This window comes from Streptomyces sp. NPDC038707, assembly GCF_040636485.1.
Lineage (GTDB): Bacteria > Actinomycetota > Actinomycetes > Streptomycetales > Streptomycetaceae > Streptomyces.
Window position 1 is genome coordinate 40,736 of record NZ_JBEZUP010000005.1, and the last position, 19,790, is coordinate 60,525.

12 protein-coding genes are annotated in these 19,790 nt (G+C 75.2%); 5 read left to right on the forward strand and 7 right to left on the reverse strand.

Annotated elements, in window-relative coordinates; all coding sequences use genetic code 11:
* Nucleotides 1–144 precede the first annotated feature (144 nt).
* Both AB0E62_RS09030 and AB0E62_RS09035 read left to right on the forward strand, forming a co-directional pair.
* Complete coding sequence (locus tag AB0E62_RS09030) at nt 145–2,964, forward strand: AAA family ATPase (protein ID WP_362190231.1); 2,820 nt, start codon at nt 145–147, stop codon at nt 2,962–2,964.
* 212 nt (nt 2,965–3,176) lie between these two features.
* Nucleotides 3,177–3,968 (forward strand): serine protease, encoded by a 792-nt coding sequence (locus AB0E62_RS09035; protein WP_362190233.1) that lies wholly within the window; start codon nt 3,177–3,179, stop codon nt 3,966–3,968.
* Nucleotides 3,969–4,075: 107 nt separating this feature from the next.
* Here AB0E62_RS09035 and AB0E62_RS09040 read toward each other — a convergent pair whose 3' ends face one another.
* From AB0E62_RS09040 to AB0E62_RS09060, 5 genes are all read right to left on the reverse strand, one after another.
* Nucleotides 4,076–5,389, reverse strand: a complete 1,314-nt coding sequence (locus tag AB0E62_RS09040; RefSeq protein WP_362190235.1) for an ABC transporter substrate-binding protein — start codon at nt 5,387–5,389, stop codon at nt 4,076–4,078.
* On the reverse strand, nt 5,386–6,315 hold the full coding sequence (locus tag AB0E62_RS09045) for a hypothetical protein (protein WP_362190237.1): 930 nt from the start codon (nt 6,313–6,315) through the stop codon (nt 5,386–5,388). Before AB0E62_RS09045 ends, AB0E62_RS09040 begins: the two co-directional genes overlap by 4 nt.
* Nucleotides 6,316–6,548: 233 nt before the next feature.
* Entirely contained in the window at nt 6,549–8,372 is a 1,824-nt protein-coding gene (locus AB0E62_RS09050) for a VWA domain-containing protein (protein WP_362190239.1), read from the reverse strand.
* A 29-nt stretch (nt 8,373–8,401) separates the two neighbouring features.
* Entirely contained in the window at nt 8,402–10,672 is a 2,271-nt protein-coding gene (locus AB0E62_RS09055; protein WP_362190241.1) for a tetratricopeptide repeat protein, read from the reverse strand.
* Complete coding sequence (locus tag AB0E62_RS09060) at nt 10,669–12,363, reverse strand: serine protease (RefSeq protein WP_362190243.1); 1,695 nt, start codon at nt 12,361–12,363, stop codon at nt 10,669–10,671. Before AB0E62_RS09060 ends, AB0E62_RS09055 begins: the two co-directional genes overlap by 4 nt.
* Nucleotides 12,364–12,531: 168 nt before the next feature.
* Between AB0E62_RS09060 and AB0E62_RS09065 the strand changes: the two genes are divergently transcribed.
* Both AB0E62_RS09065 and AB0E62_RS09070 read left to right on the forward strand, forming a co-directional pair.
* A complete protein-coding gene (locus AB0E62_RS09065; RefSeq protein WP_362190756.1) occupies nt 12,532–13,299 on the forward strand; it encodes a polysaccharide deacetylase family protein in 768 nt (255 codons plus the stop codon).
* A gap of 55 nt (nt 13,300–13,354) precedes the next feature.
* The gene (locus AB0E62_RS09070; RefSeq protein ID WP_362190245.1) at nt 13,355–13,792 is read left to right on the forward strand and encodes an SRPBCC family protein; all 438 of its coding nucleotides are present in this window, start codon (nt 13,355–13,357) and stop codon (nt 13,790–13,792) included.
* Nucleotides 13,793–14,173: 381 nt separating this feature from the next.
* Here AB0E62_RS09070 and AB0E62_RS09075 read toward each other — a convergent pair whose 3' ends face one another.
* Together AB0E62_RS09075 and AB0E62_RS09080 are read right to left on the reverse strand one after the other, a co-directional pair.
* Nucleotides 14,174–15,325 (reverse strand): XdhC/CoxI family protein, encoded by a 1,152-nt coding sequence (locus AB0E62_RS09075; RefSeq protein WP_362190247.1) that lies wholly within the window; start codon nt 15,323–15,325, stop codon nt 14,174–14,176.
* A gap of 38 nt (nt 15,326–15,363) precedes the next feature.
* Nucleotides 15,364–16,821: an NCS2 family permease gene (locus tag AB0E62_RS09080; RefSeq protein ID WP_362190249.1), complete on the reverse strand. Its 1,458-nt coding sequence runs from the start codon at nt 16,819–16,821 to the stop codon at nt 15,364–15,366.
* Nucleotides 16,822–18,041: 1,220 nt separating this feature from the next.
* On the opposite strand from AB0E62_RS09080, the gene AB0E62_RS09085 reads away from it, so the two are divergent.
* Nucleotides 18,042–19,715, forward strand: coding sequence for a PucR family transcriptional regulator ligand-binding domain-containing protein (locus tag AB0E62_RS09085; protein WP_362190251.1), 1,674 nt, complete (start codon nt 18,042–18,044; stop codon nt 19,713–19,715).
* The last annotated feature ends 75 nt before the right edge of the window (nt 19,716–19,790 follow it).

The following is a 19,790-nucleotide window of genomic DNA, read 5'->3' on the forward strand; positions in this document are numbered from 1 at the left end:
GGCGGGGAAACCCGCCCATTCATCCGGCGTCGCTTTGAATTTCCCTCTGCTTGACCGTTTGTTATTTCCCTCACCACGACTTCCGGCCGAATTTCAGGGATCGTTGCCTAGAATTTGGCCCGGACACGACACAGGAGGGGAGCGGTGACCGTGCGACGGGACTTCCAGGAGTCTGCCAGGTGCCGCCCCGACCTGGTCATCGGCCGCGAGGAGCTGTTCGCCGGCGCCCGCGGGCAACTCGCCGCCGGGGGCAGTGTGCTGCTGCACGGCCCCGCCGGAATAGGGAAATCGACCGTCCTGCGGGCATTGGCCGAGGAATACGGCCCCACCGCGCGCACGGTGTTGCGGTGCTCGGCGACGGAGTCAGAATCGCATCTTCCGTTCCTCGCCCTCGCCGATCTGCTCGGCCTGGTCCTCGACGAGGTCTCCGCCCGGCTGCCCGCCGCCCAGCGCACCGCCCTGGAGTCGGCGCTCACCGGCCGCGGCGAGTCCAGCCTCCAGCGTGACGGCCTCGCGCTGCGCCTGGCGGTGCTCTCCGCGCTGCGCGCGCTCGCCGCCGACGGCCCGGTGCTGGTCGTCGCCGACGATCTGCAGTGGCTGGACCCGGCCAGCGCGGAACTCCTCGGGTTCGCCGCCCGGCGTCTGGAGGGCACCCCGGTGCAACTGCTGTGCGCGGTACGCACGGAGGGCCAGGAGAGCCAGGAGTACGACCGTCACCTGCGCGCCTGCCCGCCGGGCACCCTCGCCGTGCGGCTCGGCCCGCTCAGCCGCGCCCAGGTCGCCCAGCTGCTCGACCTCCGCGGCCACGGCGGCCTGCCCCGCTCCACGGTCCGCGAGATCCACCGCACCAGCGGCGGCAACCCGCTGTTCGCCCTGGAACTCGGCCGCGCCCTCGCCGACAGCCCCACCCCGCCCCGGCCCGGCGAGCCGCTGCCGGTGCCGACCTCACTGCGCGCCCTGGTGCTCAGCCGCCTGGACATGCTCTCGGTCCAGGCCCGCCGCACCCTGCTGGTGGCCAGCGCCGGCGCCCGCCCCACCCCGGCCCTGCTGCGCGCGGCCGGCCGGGAGAACGCCGAGGCCGAGTGCGCCCAGGCCGCCGAACTCGGGCTGCTGGCCACCGGGCCCGACGCCCCCGCCGTACGGTTCGCGCACCCGCTGATCTCCGCCGCGCTGTACGCGGAGGCGCCCGCGCACGAGCGGCGGGCGGCGCACGCGGCGCTGTCCACCGCCGCCTTCGACCCGATAGAACGGGCCCGGCACCTGGCCCTGGCCACCACCGGCACCGACCCGGAGGTCGCCGCCCGGCTCGCCGAGGCCGCCGCCCTCGCCCGGGACCGCGGGGCGCCCTCGGTCGCCGCCCAGCTCGGACTGCTCGCCGCCCGGCACACCCCCGCCGACGGCAGCCCCGGCCCTCAGGAGCGCCGGCTCGCCGCCGCCGAGGACGCGATCACCGCCGGAGAGGTCGACCTGGCCCGGGACATCGCCCGGGAGGTGCTCTCCCGGGCGAGCGTGCCCGCCGACCGGGTGCGGGCCTGGATCATCGTCATCGACACCGCCGGCCACACCATGACCGAGGTCGACGCCGTCTTCCCGCAGGCCCTCGCCGACGCCGGCGACGACCCCCGGCTGCTGGCCCTGGTCCACTACCAGCTGGCCTGGCGGGCGCTGATCGTGGAGGGCGACTTCACCGAGGCCCGGCAGGCCGCCGCGCACGCCGCCGAGCTGGCCGCGCGCGGCCAGGACCGGCGCACCGAGCTGCTCGCCCTCGCCTTCCAGGCGCAGACCGAGACCCTGATGGGCCATCCGGAGGCACCCCGCACCATCAAACGGGCGCTGCGGGAGCCCCAGGATCCCCGGGTGGCCTGCCATCACAACGGCGCGGGCAGCGCCCGGTTCCGCTGGCTGGTCATGGGCGACCAGCTCGCCGAGGCCCGCACCACCGTCACCGCGCTGCTGCGCGAGGTCCGCCGGCGCGGCTCGGTGGAGAGCGAGGTGCACTTCCTGCGCGGCCTCGCCGAGACCGAGCTGCGCGCCGGACACTGCGGGCGCGCCCTGGACCTGGCCCGCGACAGCCTGCGGCTGGCCCGGGACTCGGGCATCGGCGAGACCGCCTCGGCGATGCTCACCTCCCTCGCGGAGGCCTCCGGCGGCGATGTGGACCGGGCGCTGTCCCTCGCCCGCGAGGCGGTGCAGCACGCCGAGGAGGACGGCGACCAGATGTACCTCTCCCGGGCGCTGGGCGCGCTCGGGTACGCCCAGCTGGTGGCCGGGGACCCGGCGGGCACCGTGCGTGCGCTGCGCCGGGTGCGCAGCCTGGAGCTGGGCCTCGGCATCACCGACCCGGCCCGGGGCCGCTGGCAGGGGGATCTGGCCGAGGCGCTGGTGCGCACCGGCGAAGTGGCCGAGGCGCAGGACGTCATCGACGTGAGCCGGGAGCACGCGCTGCGGCTCGGCCGGGAGAGCGTGCTCGCCGTGCTGGACCGGTCCGAGGCACTGGTGCGCGCCGCCCGGGGCGACCGGGAGGCCGCCGTCGCCCAGCTGACGTCCGCTCAGGACCGGCTCGGCAAGCTCGGCTACGGCCTGGAGGAGGCCCGGGCCGCGTTCGCGCTGGCCCGGCTGCGCGGCCGGGGCCCCGGGGCGGCGGCCTTCGACGAGGCCGTGCGGATGTTCCGGCGCTGCCGGGCGCTGCCCTGGCTGCGCCAGGCGGAGGACACGCTCGCGGCCCTGGAGCCGGACCCGGTGCCGGACCGGCCGGAGGCACCGGCCGTGCTGGAGGTGCTGGCCGCGATGGAGCGTCAGGTCGCCGCGCTGGTCGTGGAGGGGGCCACCAACCGGGAGATCGCGGCCCGGCTGTTCATCAGCGTGAAGACGGTGGAGGCGACCCTGACCCGGGTCTACCGCAAACTGGGGATCCGGTCTCGGGTCGACATCGTCCGATTGGCGGCGGCTCGACGGGCGCGCTGAGCGCGGCCCTAGTTAACTGAGCCGGACCGAGGGTTTTCCCTCACCCAGCCCCTTAGGGGGTTCCCTCATTGGGAGCCGTGGGTTCCGGGTCCTAGCGTAAAGGGCGTGCCGCTCGCCCGGGCACACGGGGTCGGTCCCGCGACCTCCCCGTGCACACCGCCCACCGACACCCGCGCGACCCCCCACCGGTGCACCCCCCACTGAGGAGACTCATGTTCGGGCCCAGACGTGTGAGAAAGACCGCCGCGACCCTGGTGGCCACCGCCGCCGCCGCGGCGACCGCGCTGCTCGCCTCCCCCACGGCGAGTGCCGCGCCCCAGCCCATCGTCGGCGGTACGACCACCACGACGAGCGCGTACCCGTTCATGATGCAGATCACGGACGCGTCCCAGAACCAGTTCTGCGGCGGCACCCTGGTGGCGCCCACGAAGGTCGTCACCGCCGCGCACTGCATGGTCGGCGAGACCACGGGCAGCGTCCGGGTGGTCGGCGGCCGGACCTACCTCAACGGCACCAACGGCACGGTGAGCCGGGTCAGCCGGATCTGGATCAACCCCGGCTACACGGACGCCACCAACGGCGACGACGTGGCCGTGCTGACCTTGTCGACGTCGATGCCGTACACCACGGCCAAGTACGTCACCTCCTCGCAGACGAGCGTCTACGCGGCCGGTACCTCGGCGCGGATCCTCGGCTGGGGGACCACCTCGGAGAACGGCAGTTCCTCCAACCAGCTGCGGACCGCGACCGTGCCCGTCGTGTCCGACTCGAACTGCCGTTCCTCCTACGGTTCGGACTTCGTCCAGTCCGACATGGTGTGCGCCGGATACTCCTCCGGCGGCGTGGACACCTGCCAGGGCGACAGCGGCGGTCCCCTGCTCATCGGGGGCGTCCTGGCAGGGATCACTTCCTGGGGCGAGGGGTGCGCGGAGGCCGGTTACCCGGGTGTCTACACCCGGCTGACCACCTTCTCGGACCTGGTGACCGCGCAGGTCACCGCGTAACCCGGAAGATTTCCCGAGTACCCCTCGGGTATGTACCGGGGGGCGTTGCGGGCCACCACGAGCGGCCCGCAGCGCCCCCTTTCCAGCGTCCGCTTCCCCGTGCCCGGCTACGTCCCGTCGCACACCGACGGCAGCCAGGTCAGGCCCGGGGTGCCGGCCAGGGTGTCCAGGGAGCGCAGCAGGCGGTCCAAGCGGCCGGGGTGGGCGAGGAATTCGATGGCCGCCTCGGCGAACGCGTCGCGCACCGCGGGCGGCATGGCGTCGGAGGCGTCGAAGCAGTGCACCGCCTGTGGGTCGCGCAGGGTGAGCGCGAGGGAGCGGTGCCAGGCGGACCCGGGGTCGGCGGCGGCCGGCAGACCGGCGTGCACGGAGAAGCCCGACTCCCCCTCGTTCCAGGCCCGTTGGGCGTCGACGGAGGCCAGGTAGCGGATCAGTTTCCGTGCCTGAGGGGTGTCGTGGAGCAGGGCGACGAGGTCCCCGGAGACCTCCCAGCCGCGCGGCGCGGACGCCCCGGGGATCAGTTCGGCGGAGGAGACGTAGCGGCCGTCGGCCTGCTGCCAGGCGGGCCGGCCGCGGATGAACGACGCCTGGTGCTCCAGCACGCAGTCCCGCGGGTGCCGGGCGACCGGCAGCGACGCCGACTGGTACGGCGTCTTCAGGGCCCGCCGGACCAGTTCCCGGTCGCCGCCGGCGCCGACCAGGCGCTGCCAGGTCGTCCAGGCCGCCTTCACCTGCGGGGAGTCCCAGGGCAGATCGCCGCGCACCCACTGTTCGTAGACGGCGGGGCCGTAGCGCTGGAGCAGGATGTCCTCGATCCAGTCGGTGCCGGGCCAGCCGCTCGTGGCGCCGGAGCCCATGCCGACGCACCACGCGGCCGGCCGGCCCGCGGCCTTCCGCAGCTCCTGTGCGCCGACGTCGGCCGGGTACCAGACGATGCTCTTCACGTCGGCCTTCAGCGGGAACCAGTACACGTGCCCGTCCGTGAGCCGGGTGGCCCAGGAGGGGCCGAAGTCCTCGCGGCGCACCAGTTTCTCGAGCGGTACGAGCTGTTTCTGCCGGGCGTAGCCGGCCAGTTCGCCCGGCCCGGTGAGCACCACGACATCGGGCGGTGTGCCGGCCTCGACGTCGGCGCCGAGCACCTGGCTCTCGGCGTTGCTGCCCTGGTAGTCGACGCGGATGCGGTACTTCCGCTCGAACGGCTCGATGACCGCCTCGCGGAAGTGGGTCTCGTCGCCGCCGGTCCAGTTGGCCAGCAGGGTGACGGCCGGCTCGTGCCCGAGGGTGCGGACGCCGGCCACGGCGGCCGCCGCCAGGACGGCCAGACAGCTCGCCACCACGGTGACCACGCGGACCGGACGGCGGGAGGGGCGGCGACGGGGGGCGGGGGCGGCCGTCGCCGGGCCGCCGGGGGGCGCGCTCACCGGGGCCTGAACCGGTAGTCGTTGATGTGCCGCCGCAGGCCCGTCTCGGCCAGTGCCATCAGCAGAACGCCTCCTATCAGGATCCACACCGCCGCCGCCGCGCGGAGGCCGGTGCCGGCCAGGTACGAGGCGGTGAGCCGCCCCGCGTCGGGGATGTGCGGCCCGGTGAGCGGCCGGTCGAGCAGGGCACGGGTGTCGGACAGCCCCGCTTGCGTCCACACGGTGAACAGGACGGTGACGACGACACCGGTGAGCGACAGCAGCCCGGCCGCGATGAGCTGTCGGTTGTAGCGGCGCCGGAAGCGGCGGCGCAGGAAGCGCTGGGTCTCCAGCAGCGCCGCGGCCAGGGCCAGGGCGAGCAGCAGGGTGACGCTCCAGCCGAGCCACAGCAGCGGGCCGAAGGAGGTCTGCCGGTGCACGGCGGCGCGCTGCTGCCGTTGCAGGGTCTTCAGGCGGGCCCGTATGCCGGAGCCCTTCTCCGTCAGGACACCGGTGGCGTAGCTGAGATACGCCTCGCGCAACACGCTGCCGTCCGGCTGTAGTTGGGACCGCTGCACCTTGTCGGCGTAGACCGTGATCAGTCCGGCCACCGTCTGCAGGGCCTGCCGTCCCCCGGCCCCGCCGAGGTCGTCGTCGGCCGCGGCGGCGGCGAGGCTCTGCACGGCGACCGAGATCTGCTTCTGGAAGTCGCTCGTCGGGGCCGGCTGGGCGGCGTCCCGCTGGGCCTCGCCGAGCGCGTACAGCGCGGTGTCCAGGGACAGCACGGCCGGGGCGGTGGAGGTGCGCAGCGGATCGGCGTCGCCGTGCACGCCCTGGTACGACACGAACAGCGACAGGGTGAGCAGGGCCGACAGGGCGAGCAGCAGGCGGTGACGGAGGGCCAGGTCACGCGCGGTGGTGCTGCCTCCCTCGTCGGAGGGGCGCATCCCGGCGCCGGTGGCCCACGAGACCGGTCGGGCGATGAGCCGGGCGAGGGCCCCGGGCCATCGGCCGGGCGCACGGCGGCCGGTGCGGGGGGCCGGGAACCGCTGGGAAGAGGGCGCCTGCCGGGGGTGCGGGGGCTTGGGCGGGAACGGCGGGTGGGCGGGTGAACCGTCGCCCGTTCCCGGAGCCGTACCCCGGCCCGCGCCCGCGCCGGGTATCCCCGTGTTCCCCGGGTTCATGCCGACTCCCCTCTCAGCAGCCGCCCGCAGTCGCCGCCGCAGTAGACCGCGTCGGCCGGGCCGAGCCAGCGGCACTCCGGGCACTCGATGAGCCCGTCGGGCCGGACGGGCAGGGCGGCACCGGTGGCCCGTACGGCATCCGGTCCCGGCGATCCGGGTGTTCGGGCCCGGTCCGCGCCCCCGCCACCCTCAGCCGCGTGGTCCGGGCTCGGGCCGGCCGGGCTCGCGTCCACCGGCCCCACCCCGCCGGAGCTCGCACCGCCCGGCGCCGCACCACCCCTGCCCGCGCCGCCGGCACCCGCCTCGGCCCCGGCCGCCCCGCCGCCGTCACGGCTCCCGGGGTCACCGGCTCCCGCCGCCTCCGGCCGCCCTCCCGCACTCCGCACCGGCCCCCGCGCCCCCGTCGCGTGCCCCGCACCCGGCGATCCCCCGGAACCCCCGGGTCCCTGGCCGTCCGCCCCTGAAGGCGGTTCCGGCGGGGTCGTCAGGGCGCTGGAGAGGATGAGGTGCTGCCAGTCGACGTCCTTCAGGCCGGGGCGGATGCGGCCGCCGCCGGGGGCGGACTCGATGAGGCGGAGGGCGCCGAGCAGTTGGGCGTCGCCCAGCTCGGCGGCCAGGGCGAGGGCGCGGGCCAGTTCCCGGTCCGCCTCCTCCCGGGCGTCCGCGCCGCGCAGCCAGGCCCGGTACGCCCGGGCGACGGCGGCGCTCGCCCGCTGGTACAGCTCGTGCCGGCGGACCCCGGGGTGCTGCCGGGAGGCGTCGAGCGGATCGTCGGTCCAGCGCACGAGGACGGGCCGGGGCGGCGGCAGCCGCAGTGGGCGCCGGACGCCGGGCACGACGACCTCCACGGCGGCCAGTTGGAGTTCCTCGCCGCTCTCCCGGCCGGTGGGGTCGGCGGTCAGGACGACCTGGAAGTGCCGTACCTCGTCGCCCCAGGCCCGGGTGACGTACTCCGCGGCGCGACCGCCGGGGCCCACCGGGACGGGCTGCAGCTCCTGCTCGTTGGGCACCACCTGCTTGACCTGGCGGATCACCGTGCCGGGGGTGGTGGGGGTGATCCGGATGCGCAGTTCGGGCACCGCCGTGCCGAGCAGGCCGGCGATCAGTTCCTCGTAGGCCGCGGTGAGCTGGGCCTCCCGGCGGACGGCCCGGGCGCGGCCGTGCAGCCGCCGGGTGATGGCCAGCAGGAGTTCGGCGTCCCAGTCGTCGCCGATGCCCCAGGCGTCGCAGACGAACTGGCCCGCGCACGCGTCGAGCACGGTCTCCAGCGGCCGGCGTGAGCGGTGGTCGTGCTCGTTGCGGCCGTCGGTGAGCAGCAGCACGTGTTTGACGGGCGCGGGCTGGTCCCTGAGCAGCCGCCGGGCGAGGTCGAGCCAGGCGCCGATGGCGGTGCCGCCGTCCGCGTCCAGGAGGCGGACCGCGCGTTCGGCGGCCTCCCGTTCGCCGGGCCGGGCGACGGCGAGCACCTGGCGGCCGGGGCCGGGGTGCACCACGGTGGCGTCGAACCGTCCGGAGAGGACGGCGAAGGCGGTGCCGAAGGGCAGCATCCGGACGGCGGCGGCGGTGGCGTCCTTGGCCGCGTGGAGTTTCGCCGGCGGGTGGAGCATCGAGCGGGAGGTGTCCACGATCAGCACCTCGGCGAGGGCGGGACCGGTGCCGGGCGCGGGGGTGGTGTGCGACGCGCCGGCCGGGCCGCGGACCCCGATCTCCAGGATGGCGTGCATCTCGCGTTCGGGGTGCCCGGCCGGGTCGGGCAGGGCGGGCAGTTCCGTCCGCTGGCCGACCTCCAGCGTCACCTCGGTCTCCTCGGCCACGGTCATCGCTGTCTCTCCCGGAGCTGGTGGGCGGGTCAGAAGGTGGTCATGGGCCGGACGGCGTGGGCCAGGTCGAGCAGCCGGCCGTGTTCCCCGGCGGTGCGGGCCTGCGCGGCGAGCTGCCGGAAGGACTGCTCGAGCCGGGTGCGCAGCCCGTCCTCGTCCCCGTCGCCCAGGAGGTCCCCGGCGGGGAAGCCCGGTCCCCAGCCCTGGGCGGGGCGGGCGTGGAGGGCGTTCTCGCGGACCTCGGCGACCAGCCGGGCGCGGGACTCGCCGTCCCCCGCGCCGCCGTCCAGGCGCAGTTCGGGCAGTCGCCGGGCGGCGTCGCGCAGGCCGGCCGGGGTGGGCGGGGTGGCGCCCAGGATGCCGGCGCGGATGCGGACGGCGGCGATGCGGGCGGCGTCGTGGTGGCGGGAGGTGGTGGGCACCTCGTCCAGGACGTGCACGGCGGCGTCCCGGTCGCCGGCCGCGAGGTGGCCGCGGGCCAGACCGAACGCGGCGGCGGTGTGCGCGAAGTCCCGCTTCCAGACGGCCTCGTAGTACCGCATGGCGCGGGCCCGGCGGGGGCCGGCGGTGTGTTCGGCGCAGTAGCCGAGCGCGAGCTTGGGCACGTACTCGCCGGGCAGCGCCTGGTAGACGGCGTCGAAGCGGGTGCCGGCCAGGTCGACCTCGCCCTTGCTGAGGTGCAGTACGCCGTGGTGCCAGGCGATGCGCCAGTCGTGGGCGGCGGCGCGTTCACCGAGCTGGGTCTCGGCCTCGGCGAGCCAGCTCTCGGCGGCCCGCTGCTCGCCCTTCCTGAGGTAGGCGCGGCACAGCCACAGCGCGGTCTCGGGGGTGCCGAGGCGGGATTCGCGGGGCCACTGGCGGGCGACCCGGTCGGGGGCGTCGGGCGGGAAGGTGTCGAGCAGCAGGGCGGCGCCGTCGTCGGGGTCGGGGACCGGTTCGGGCAGCGCGCCGGCCACCTCGGCGGGGTGGGGCGGGGAGACGTCCAGGGCGGCGGGCCGGTCGCCGGTGCGGCGGGTCCAGTGGCCGAGGGCGGGGATCGAGCCGAGGCCGGCGTCGAGGCCGGCGCCGGACGGGCGGAACAGGGTGGAGCTCTCCGGCAGTTGCTCGCCGAACCGCAGCGCGCGGAACTCGCGCAGCACCTCCCAGAGCTGGCGGGACATCTCGGCGGCGGAGCGGAACCGGGCGCCGGGTTCGGCGTGGGTGGCGCGGGCGATGACGCGGCGGAAGGAGTCGGAGGCGAGGCCGCGGGCGGGTTCGGTGCCGCGGGCCAGGGCCTGGAGGGTCATGCCGACGGTGTAGAGGTCGCTGTCGACGTGCCAGCCGCGGCGGTCGATCTCCTCCTTGGGCGGGGCGTAGCCGGGGGTGTAGACGTAGGCGGAGGCGCGGTCGCCGAGGGCGCGTACGGCGCCGAGGTCGACGACCTTGACGGCCCGGCCGAAGTGGATGACGTTGGCGGGCTTCATGTCGCAGTAGAGCAGGCCGCGTTCGTGCATGTACTGGAGGGCGCCGAGGATCTTGCAGCCGTAGGTGAGGACGTGGTCGAGGCGGGGGCGGCCGTGGAAGATCCGTTCGACGTCGTCGGCGTCCATGAGCTGTTGCAGGGAGCGTCCGCCGATGTAGTCCATGACGAGGTAGCCGGTGGCGGGGTGCCCGGCGCTCTGGTGCTCGGCGTAGGTGATGATGCGGACGATGTCGGGGTGGTGCAGGGCGGTGAGGGAGCGGCGTTCCTCCACGGCGGTGTGGCGGGCGAGGACGTCGTGGGCGTTGATCTGGCCCTTGAGGACGACGCGGTGGCCGTCGGCGCGGGTGTCCGCGGCGAGGTAGATCCAGCCGAGGCCGCCGTGGGCGAGGCAGCCGAGCACCTCGTAGTGGCCGGCGACGATGTCGCCGGGGGTGAGCTGGGGCAGCAGCGAGTAGGGCGTGCCGCAGCGGGGGCACCGTCCGGTGGCGCGGCCGGGCTGGCCGCCGTAGCCGACGCCGATGGTCATGGTGCAGCCGCCGGCGCCGCAGCGGCGGCCGCCGGTGGGCGGGCGGGGGTCCGTGAGGAGGACGTCGTCGGGGGCGGGGACCTCGGGCAGGACGACCAGTCCGTGCTGGTCGAGTTCGCCGAGTCCGGCGACGGCGTGCACGGCCGCCGGTGCGGGCGGCTCCTCGGCGGCGGCCCGGGCCGGGGGCCGTTCGCCGGCCCGGGGCCCGGGGTTCCGTTCGGTGCGGGGTTCGGCGTGCCGGTGGCCGCAGCTGTCGCAGTAGCCGGTGGCCATGATGCGGCCCGCGCAGCCGGGCCGTACGCACGAGGTCACGACGCGCCCTCCTCCTCCGGTGCGGTGGTGGTGGAGCAGAAGCCGACGAACCGCTCGACGGCGGTCTCGGCCCGCTCGATGTCGCAGGGTGTCTGCCGCAGCAGCGACAGCGCCTCCTCGTAGAGCCGGTACGCCGCCATGACCCGGTCGCCGTGCGCGGCGGCCCGCTGCCGGCACAGCGGCCATTCGGCGCCGACGCGGCCGAGGAGTTCGGCGCGGCGGCGCAGCCGGGCGTCCAGCAGGCCGATGGCGTTCTCCAGGCGCCGCCGGCGGCGGGCGACGGCGTCCTCGAAGGTGAGCAGCAGGGCGGTGGCGGTGGGGTCGCGCTCCGGGTCGGGGGTGTGGGCGACCCAGGCGCGCAGCATCCGGGTGCGCCGTACGCCGGCCTCGGCGCGGTCGAGCAGCGGGCGGGTGCCGGGGCCGGGCAGGACGCGGTCCCGACGGGTTTCGAGGGCCGGGCCGAGGTCCTCGGTGATGCGGTCGAGTTCGGTGCGCAGCCGGGCCCAGCGTTCGCGCAGCGGCCGGTGGACGAGCAGTTCGGCGGCGCGGGCGGCGCGTTCGCCGGGGGTGCGGAAGGCCAGCAGCAGCCGGGCGCCCTGCCGGGCGAGCCGGTCCAGCAGGGCGAGCAGCGCGTCGGGTTCGGCCGCCTCGTCCACCCCGGCCAGTACGGCGGCGAGCGGCAGGCGCAGGGTGCCGAGCCGTTCGGGGCGGGGGTCGTCGCGGATGCCGAGGCGTTCGGCGATCCGGTCCATGACCTGGGCGGTGGTGAGTTCCTCGACGTCCAGGGCGAGGTCGTGGGCGCCGGCGGGCGGCACGGTCTCGGGCGGGTCGTGGCTGACGGCGCTGGTGTTGCGGTGGGTCCGCAGTTCGCGGTCGGCGAGGGTGACGGCGCGCTGGAGGGTGAAGGCGCGGTCGCCGCCGGCGGGGACGACGGTGACGAGCACCGGCCAGCCCTCGCCGCGGAACCAGGTGGCGAGTTCGGTGGCGAAGGACACGTCGAGCCGGCCGGCGGCGGGGCCGGTGCCGGTGCGCAGCCGGGGGTCGACGGCCTCGGCGCCGTCGGACCAGGCGGCGACCTGGGGCAGATGGCTGAGGATGGTCTCGGTGGGGCTCATGTAGCTGAAGGCGGAGCCCGGTCCCTCGTCGACGCTGAGGACGATGCCGATGACCTGGTCGGTGGCGTGGTCGACGACTCCGCCGCCGCTGAAGCCGGGGGCGGCCAGTTCGCCGGGGGTGAGGGGGCGCAGCTGGACCTGGCTGTCGCGGCCGCGGGCGGCGACCAGGGTGGCGCCGTGCCAGCGTCCGCCGTCGTCGCCGTCCGGGAAGCCGTACATGCTGACGGGTCCGTGCGGGGCGGCGAGGCGGTAGAGCCGGGTGGTGTGTTCGGCGGGCAGCGGCGGGCTCAGGCGCAGCAGGGCGAGGTCGCCGCTGCGGTCGCCGAAGGTGTCCTCGCGCTGGGGCACGTGCTCGTCGGGGCGGACGGTGGCGGTGACGGGGCCCAGGCCGGGTACGCCGACCAGGCGGACGGTGTAGGGGCGGCCGGGCCGGACGACGTGGCCGGCGGTGAGGACGCGTTCGGGGGCGAGGAGCACCCCCGCACCGAGGACCCGCCCGTCCGGCGTCTCGATGCGCGCGATCCAGGCGGGTGTCCGTAACCGTGCCGTGCCGACTCGCTCCCCCGTGCGCGTCATGGTCCTTGAGGTTACTCGGAGTACCCGGTCGGTACTACTGGTGTGCACGGGGTCTTCGCCCGGTATCACCCAAGGGGCTCGAACGCGTGCACTATACACGCAGTGTATAGTCCCGGCATGCCTCTCTTGACCGACACGATCGCCATGCCGCAGCACGCGCCCGGGAAGATGCGCGGAACGGGCCGCGGGTTGCGCCGCGGGGCCCTCGCTCTGGCCGCGGCCGGCCTGACCCTCTCCCTGGCCGGCTGCGCCCAGGTGGACACGACCTCCCCGAGCACCGTCCGCGGCGAGGCGGCGCACGGCGCGCCGGCCGCGTTCGGCAGCGTCGACTGCCGCAAGGCCAAGTGCATTGCGCTCACCTTCGACGCCGGGCCCAGCGAGAACTCGGCGCGGCTGCTGGACATCCTCAAGGAGAAGAAGGTCCCGGCGACCTTCTTCCTGCTCGGCAAGCGGCACATCGAGAAGTACCCGGAGCTGGTCAAGCGGATGGCGGCGGAGGGCCACGAGGTCGCCAGCCACACCTGGGACCACAAGATCCTCACCAAGATATCCGACAAGGAGATACGTGAGGAGCTGAACCGGCCCAACGAGGCGATCGAGAAGCTCACCGGGCACAAGCCGACCCTGATGCGCCCGCCGCAGGGCCGCACCGACGCCAACGTGCACGAGATCTGCAAGGAGCTGGGCCTGGCGGAGGTGCTGTGGAGCGTGACCGCCAAGGACTACACGACCAACGACTCGGCACTCATCACCCAGCGCGTCCTGGACCAGGCGTCCCGGGACGGGATCATCCTGCTGCACGACATCTACCCGGGGACCGTGCCGGCCGTGCCCGGCATCATCGACGCGCTGAAGAAGCGCGGCTACGTCTTCGTGACCGTCCCCCAGTTGCTGGCCCCCGGCAAGGCGGAACCCGGCAAGGTGTACCGCCCGTAGCCCCCTCGGCGGGTGCCCGACGGCACGGCGGCCCCGGCGTGCCTACGATCGTGCCGTGCCCCCCTTCTCCCTCACGCGCACGGTGCCCCTCCCGCCCCATGAGGCCTGGCGCCGGCTCACCGAGTGGCCGCGCCACGCCGACGCCGTCCCGCTGACCCGGATCAGAGTGCTCACGCCCGCCCCGACCCGCGCGGGCACCCGCTTCGTGGCCCGGTCCCGGCTCGGCCCGTTCACCGTGGACGACGTCATGGAGATCACGGTCTGGCAGCCGCCGGCCGGCGAGGAGGCCGGGGTCTGCCGGCTGGAGAAGCGGGGCCGGGTGATCCTCGGCTGGGCGGAGATCGAGGTCCGCCCCGCCCCGGGCGGCAGCCGGACGGTGTGGCGCGAGGACCTGCGGGTCCGTTTCCTGCCGCGGGTCTTCGACGGCGTACTGGAGCGAGCGGCCCGCCGGATGTTCGGCCGGGCGGCGGACCGGTTGCTCGGACGGCCCTGAGCGGACGGCGAGGAGCACCGCCCGCTCGAAGGGGGCCGCCCCGCCCGGAGACACGCTCGCCCGGCGCGCGGACCGCCGCGCCCCGACCCGCGCTCGTGGCCGCCTCGGCAGCACCAACGGCCCGCGGACACCACGCCCCCTCCTCCAGGCCCCCGCTCAGGCGGCCGACCCGACGAATCACGCCGGGCCGGCCGGGGCGTCATGGTGAATCCGGGCGTACGCGCCGGTCAGGCCCCTCCCGCTGCCCCGACCCACGCTCCACCGCCGCCCCCCGCGACGAACCGGACCCCCACCACACCCCCGACACCTCGGCCGACACAACAGCCGGACACGCACCGCCCACCGAAAGCACCGGCGGACGGCGGACACCACGACCCCTCCTCAGGCCACCGAACCGACAGATCGCCCCGGGCCGGCCGGGGTGTCATGGTGGATCGGGGTGTGCGCGCCGGTCAGGGCCGTGCCGCTGCCGCCGTGGCGGGTGGCGACGATCTCCGCCGCGATGGACAGCGCCGTCTCCTCGGGCGTACGGGCACCGAGGTCCAGGCCGATCGGGGAGCGCAGCCGGGACAGCTCCGCCTCGGTGACGCCGACGGCGCGCAGGCGCTCGACGCGGTCCAGGTGGGTGCGGCGCGAGCCCATGGCGCCGACGTAGGCGACCGGCAGCCGGAGCGCGAGCTTCAGCAGGGGTACGTCGAACCGGGGGTCGTGGGTGAGGACGCACAGCACGGTACGGGCGTCGGTCCCGGTGCGCTCCAGGTACGTGTGCGGCCACTCGACGGCGATCTCGTCGGCCTCCGGGAAGCGGGCCCTGGTCGCGAACACCGGGCGGGCGTCGCACACGGTGACCCGGTAGCCGAGGAACCTGCCGAGGCGGACCAGCGCGGACGCGAAGTCGATCGCGCCGAAAACGATCATCCGGGGCGGCGGGACCGAGGTCTCGACCAGGACGGTGAGCGGGGCGCCGCAGCGCGAGCCCTGCGCTCCGATCTCCACGGTTCCGGTACGCCCCGCGGCCAGGAAGGCCCGGGCCTCGGCGGCGACCGTGCGGTCCAGCCCGGGGTGGCCCCCGAGGCCGCCGTCGAAGGAGCCGTCGGGGCGGACGAGCAGGGCCCGGCCGCGCAGCGGGGCCGGGCCCTCGGCGATCCGCGCGACCGCCGCCGCCTCCCCTTGGGCGGCGGCGGCCAGCGCGGTCGCGAGCACCGTCCGGGCGGGACCGTCCGCCCGGACCGGTGCGACGAGGACGTCGATGACGCCGCCGCAGGTCAGGCCGACGGCGAAGGCGTCCTCGTCGCTGTACCCGAAGCGCTCCAGGACGGTCTGCCCGTCCTGGAGCACCTGCCGGCACAGCTCGTACACGGCGCCCTCCACGCACCCGCCGGAGACCGAGCCGACCGCCGTGCCGTCGGCGTCCACCGCGAGGGCGGCGCCGGGCGGGCGGGGGGCGCTGCCGCCGACGGCCACCACGGTGGCGACGGCGAAGCGACGGCCCTGCTCGGCCCACCGGTGGAGTTCCTCGGCGATGTCCAGCATCTGTCGGTCTCCCGGGGTGTGGGGGCTCCGAGGGCGGGCTAGTGGACTCCCAGCCAGCCCTCGATGGGGTTGAGGGCGAAGTAGACCAGGAACACCACCGTCAAACCCCACATGAAGGCCCCGATCTCGCGCGCCTTGCCCTGGGCCGTCTTGATGGCGACGTAGGAGATGACGCCCGCGGCGACACCGGTGGTGATGGTGTACGTGAACGGCATCAGGACGACGGTCAGGAAGACCGGGATCGCGGTGGCGCGGTCGGCCCAGTCCACGTGGCGGGCGTTCATCATCATCATGGCGCCGATGACGACCAGGGCGGCGGAGGCGACCTCCTGCGGCACGATCGCGGTGACCGGGGTGAAGAACAGGCAGGCCGCGAAGAACAGTCCGGTGACGACCGAGGCGAGCCCGGTGCGGGCGCCCTCGCCGACACCGGTGGCCGACTCCACGAACACGGTCTGGCCGGAGCCGCCCGCCACACCGCCGATGGCACCGCCGGCACCGTCGATGAACAGGGCCTTGGACAGGCCCGGCATCCGGCCCTTGTCGTCGGCGAGGTCGGCCTCGGTGCCGACGCCGATGATGGTGGCCATCGCGTCGAAGAAGCCGGCCAGCACCAGGGTGAAGACGATCATTCCGACGGTCATCGCGCCGACCTCGCCCCAGCCGCCGAACTCGACGTCGCCGAAGAGCGAGAAGTCGGGCATGGAGACCGCGCTGCCGTGCAGTTCGGGCGTGCCGTTGGCCCACTGCTCGGGGTCGATGACACCGGCGGTGTTCAGGATCAGGGCGACGACGGTTCCGCTGACGATGCCGATGAGGATGGCGCCGGGGAAGTTCCGGGCCTGGAGCATGAAGATCACCAGGAGCGTGCCGGCGAACAGCAGGACCGGCCAGCCGGTCAGTTCTCCGGCGGGGCCGAGGGTGACGGGGCCGCCCTTGCCCTGGTGGACGAAGCCGGCCTTGTAGAAACCGATGAACGCGATGAACAGACCGATGCCCATCGTGATGCCGTGCTTGAGCGCGAGCGGGATCGCGTTCATGATCATTTCACGCAGGCCGGTGACGACGAGCAGCATGATGACCACGCCGTACATCACGCACATGCCCATGGCCTGCGGCCAGGTCATCTCGGGCGCGACCTGGGTGGACAGCACGCCGGAGACGGACAGGCCGGCGGCCAGGGCCAGCGGCACCTTGCCGACGAAGCCCATCAGCAGCGTGGTGAAGGCCGCCGCGAACGCGGTCGCGGTGATCACCGCCTTCTGGGCCAGCGTGTCCCCCGCCGCGTCCTTGCCGGACAGGATGAGCGGGTTGAGCAGGAGGATGTACGCCATCGCCATGAAGGTGGTGATGCCGCCGCGCACCTCGCGCGCGACCGTGGATCCTCTTCTGGATATGTGGAAGTACCGGTCGAGCCAGGACCGTCCCGCGGGGACGCGGCTGCCTTCGCCTGCGTCCTCGGCGGCGGTCCTGGGCTCCACTGACTGGTGGGTCATGGTGCCATCTCCCAAGGTTCAAAGGGGCACCCGCGAACCGTCCTCACGGACGCGGGATTTGGGGAATGGACGACCCGGGGGACGGCCCGAGACGAACGAATTTCCAGGTACTTCAAGGACCGCGAGCGGAGCGGAACTCAAAGGGGTTCCTCCGGGCGGCGCGGCGGAGTGTGTGACGTTCCCTGCGCCGCCCGGAGAGCTGTGGGGCGGATTACCCGGTTCTTCCCGCCGGGTGTCCGGGCCGGGCCGGCGTACGGCCGGGCCCGGGCGCCGTGGCGTCCCGGACCGCCGCGGGGCCGGCGGAGGCGGACGACGGGGCCGTGGCCCCGCCGGCTCCACGCGGCCCGTACAGGGCGAGCCGGTCTGCGGGTGGGAGCGCGCCGGCCGGGACGGGCGGCGCGCCGAGGATCGTGGGGGCCGGCCCGCCGGGCCGGAGCGCGTCGCGCCCGACGCCCGTACGGCCCGGGCCTGCCAGGAGTTTCCGGGTCCCGCGGGCCGCGCCAGCCCGCCACCTCCGGGTCCCGCGGGCCGCCGTCGCCCTCTCGGCCTCCGGGCCGTCGGCGTGCGGGACGGGGCGGGCGCCGGCTCCCGGCCGGACCGTGCCGAGGCCGCCGGCGGCGCCGCGGCCGCGGATCCGCGGGGAGGCGACCGGGTGCGGGGCGGGCGCCGGGCCGGACGGCTCGGCACGGAGACTCCGCGTGCCCGCGCCGGGGTCACCGGCCCGGTGCGGACCGGGCGGAGGTCCGGGCCGGCGGCGGTCGAAGCCGGTCCCGGCCATGGCACCGGTGCCGCCCGCGATCGGCACGGCGGCGGTGTGCCCGGCCGTCGCGGCGAGCGCCTCCTCCCTGCTGGCGGGGCGAAGGAAGTCCATGACCGGCTCTCTTCTTCGTCTCGTGGTCGGATTGAGCCAATCCGTGCGTGGCGGGCGCGGCTCGTTCATGTGCTGTTCACGCGGAGTGGACTCAGTAGACCGCTCGGCGCTCCGGCCCGGTCAGTCACCGAAACCATGAAGGAGTTGGCTGGCCAGGGCGGGCATCTTGTAGATTCGTATGAACGGAGGCCATCGGTAACCTCTCCGATTTCCTGGGGAAACGCGGGAAACAGCGCGGAGAACCGCACCACGCCTCCCCGGGCGTCCGGATCCCGGTGCCCCGGGGACGGCCCACGGCCCCCTCCCAAGATCCATCGTAGGTTTCGAGACAAAGAACGGCGGCGACGAGATGCGGCTGCGCGCACTGCTGGACACCGATGCGCTGGGCCTGCGGCTGCTCGGCGGCGAGGACGAGCTGGACCGCGCGGTACGCGGGGTCATGACCACCGACCTGCGCGACCCCAGCCGCTACCTCTCCGGTGGCGAGCTGGTGCTGACGGGCCTGGCCTGGCGCCGGGACGCCGCCGACTCCGAGCCCTTCGTACGCATCCTGGCGCAGGCCGGGGTGGCGGCCCTCGCGGCCGGCGAGGCGGAGCTGGGCGACGTGCCGGAGGACCTGGTGGTGGCCTGCGCCCGGCACCGGCTGCCGCTGTTCGCGGTGCACGAGTCGGTGGCGTTCGCCACGATCACCGAGCACGTGGTCCGGCAGGTCTCCGGCGAGCGCGCCGGAGACCTGGCCGCGGTGGTGGACCGGCACCGCCGGATGATGACCTCCGGCCCGGCGGGCGGCGGCCCCGACGTGGTCCTGGACCTGCTCGGCTCCGACCTGGACCTGCGCGCCTGGGTGCTCTCCCCCACCGGCCGGCTGATCGCCGGCTCCAAGGTGGCGGGCCCGGCGCTGCCCGCCGAGACCTGTACCCGGCTGGCCGCCGAGCACCTGGCGGCCACCCGCACCGGCCGCCGCGGCCCGCACCGGGTCCAGCTGCACGGCACCACCTACTCCCTGTTCCCGGTCCGCTCCTCCGGCCGCTCCCCGCAGGCCGCCCGCGACGTGCGCGAAACGGTGCTGTCGGACTGGCTGCTGGCCGTCGAGGCGGACGCGGGCGACTGGCCCGGGGAGCGGCTGGACCTGCTCCAGGGCGTCACCCAGCTGATCGCCGTCGAACGCGACCGCCGGGACGCGGCCCGCACGGTCCGGCGCCGGCTCGCCCAGGAGGTGCTGGAGCTGGTGCAGACCGGCGCCGCGCCCGCCGAGATAGCCGCCCGGCTCCGGGTGGCGGCGCCGGTGCTGCTGCCCGGGCTCGGCGCGGCCCCGCACTGGCAGGTCGTGGTGGCCCGCGTGGAGTGGGAGGGCGGGCAGGTCGACGGCGGGCCGGTCGCCCAGGCGCTGTTGGAGGAGGTGCTGGTCGACCCGCAGGCGACCGGCCCCGAGCCCCTGGACCGGATCGCCGTCGCGCACACCGGGGACGAGGCGATCGCCCTGGTGCCGCTGCCCGCGGTGGCCGCCGAGCACGACGGCTCCGAGGCCGGGCTGCTCGCCGAGTCGCTGCTCCAGGCCGTGCGCGAGCCGCTGTCGGCGGGCCTGGACGACGACGGCCGGCTCACCCTCGGCGTGAGCGCCGCCGTGCACTCCGCGGAGGGCCTGCGCGGCGCGCTGGAGGAGGCCCGGCACGCCCGCCGGGTCGCTGCCGCCCGCACCGGCCGGGTCTGCGCGGCCGGCCACCAGGAACTGGCCAGTCATGTGCTGCTGCTCCCCTTCGTCCCGGACGACGTCCGGCGCGCCTTCACCGCACGGCTGCTGGACCCGCTGAAGGACTACGACCGCCGGCACCGGGCCGAGCTGATCCCGACCCTGGAGGCGTTCCTGGACTGCGACGGCTCCTGGACCCGCTGTGCCACCCGGCTCCACCTGCACGTCAACACGCTGCGCTACCGGGTCGGGCGGATCGAGCAGTTGACGGGACGGGACCTGTCCCGGCTGGAGGACAAGCTGGACTTCTTCCTCGCCCTGCGCATGAGCTGAGGGCGGCGCGGGGCGCGCGGCGGCCGGATCCGGGCACGTCCGCGGTCCCCCTACTTTGTGAAATTTTTCACCCAT